This is a genomic window from Alteromonas sp. KUL106 (assembly GCF_009811415.1).
Taxonomy (GTDB): domain Bacteria; phylum Pseudomonadota; class Gammaproteobacteria; order Enterobacterales; family Alteromonadaceae; genus Alteromonas.
Window position 1 is genome coordinate 1 of the sequence record NZ_BLIG01000078.1, and the last position, 724, is coordinate 724.

Consider the following 724-nt stretch of genomic DNA (forward strand, 5'->3'; position numbering starts at 1 on the left):
GTTAGCTACCAAAATGTGAATCAAGCTTTTCTAGAAGTTCTAAACCTTTCTTTTTGTCTCCAGTAGCAGCAATCGCCTTAAACCTTACCTCAGTATCAAACTCAGCTATCGCTTGTGTAGACAGCTCTTCTATTAATTTGTTTAAGCTCAACTTTTTATGCGCAGCCAAAGCCTTCAATCGATTATGCTTATCGTCTGGTAAACGTACAGTTAAAGTAGACATATTAAACTCCTCTCAAATAATCTTCTGGCGCTAACACTTTTAAACCGTCAAATTGTAATTCCGCATTTCGCAGGTCTTTCAAGTTGTTCGTAATAATGCTCTCGGCATTTCCTGCTACTGCAAGTTCAATGAGAAAATTATCGCCTTCGTCTTTTAAATTTGGCCGCCACAAATAATGTATTTGCACCCATTCGCACACACTAAAAAATGCTGCTAATAAATCGTTCACCTCGCCCTCGGTAAGCGGACATAATTCTTTGATTTTGTCTCGCTTACTTACTGCTTCGTATTCCAAAAATAAGGTCGTGCTAATCAACGGCTTTAACCGACCCAACAAGCATTGCCGTACCACTTCTCGGGCTGGTCCTGTTTTGCCAATCAGGGCGCTAATAAGTACACTGGTATCAATAACTACTTTATTCATAATTTATATGCTAGCGTATATGCTATCACTTTTCAATTTAACGATGGTAGCTAACAACTCAATGAACACACTCACTT

The 724-nt window shown here is 39.0% G+C and carries 2 protein-coding genes; both read right to left on the reverse strand.

Features of this window, described 5'->3' with window-relative positions; all coding sequences use genetic code 11:
- Position 1: 1 nt before the first annotated feature.
- On the reverse strand, positions 2-223 hold the full coding sequence (locus GVO63_RS19275) for a toxin-antitoxin system HicB family antitoxin (RefSeq protein ID WP_032096746.1): 222 nt from the start codon (positions 221-223) through the stop codon (positions 2-4).
- A 1-nt stretch (position 224) separates the two neighbouring features.
- Positions 225-647, reverse strand: coding sequence for a putative toxin-antitoxin system toxin component, PIN family (locus tag GVO63_RS19280; protein WP_032139785.1), 423 nt, complete (start codon positions 645-647; stop codon positions 225-227).
- Between the last annotated feature and the right edge of the window lie 77 nt (positions 648-724).

What these genes read in the sequence shown, in the direction of transcription:
- GVO63_RS19275 (WP_032096746.1), bottom strand. Translation starts at nt 223, where the DNA reads ATGTCTACTTTAACTGTACGTTTACCAGACGATAAGCATAATCGATTG.
- GVO63_RS19280 (WP_032139785.1), bottom strand. Translation starts at nt 647, where the DNA reads ATGAATAAAGTAGTTATTGATACCAGTGTACTTATTAGCGCCCTGATT.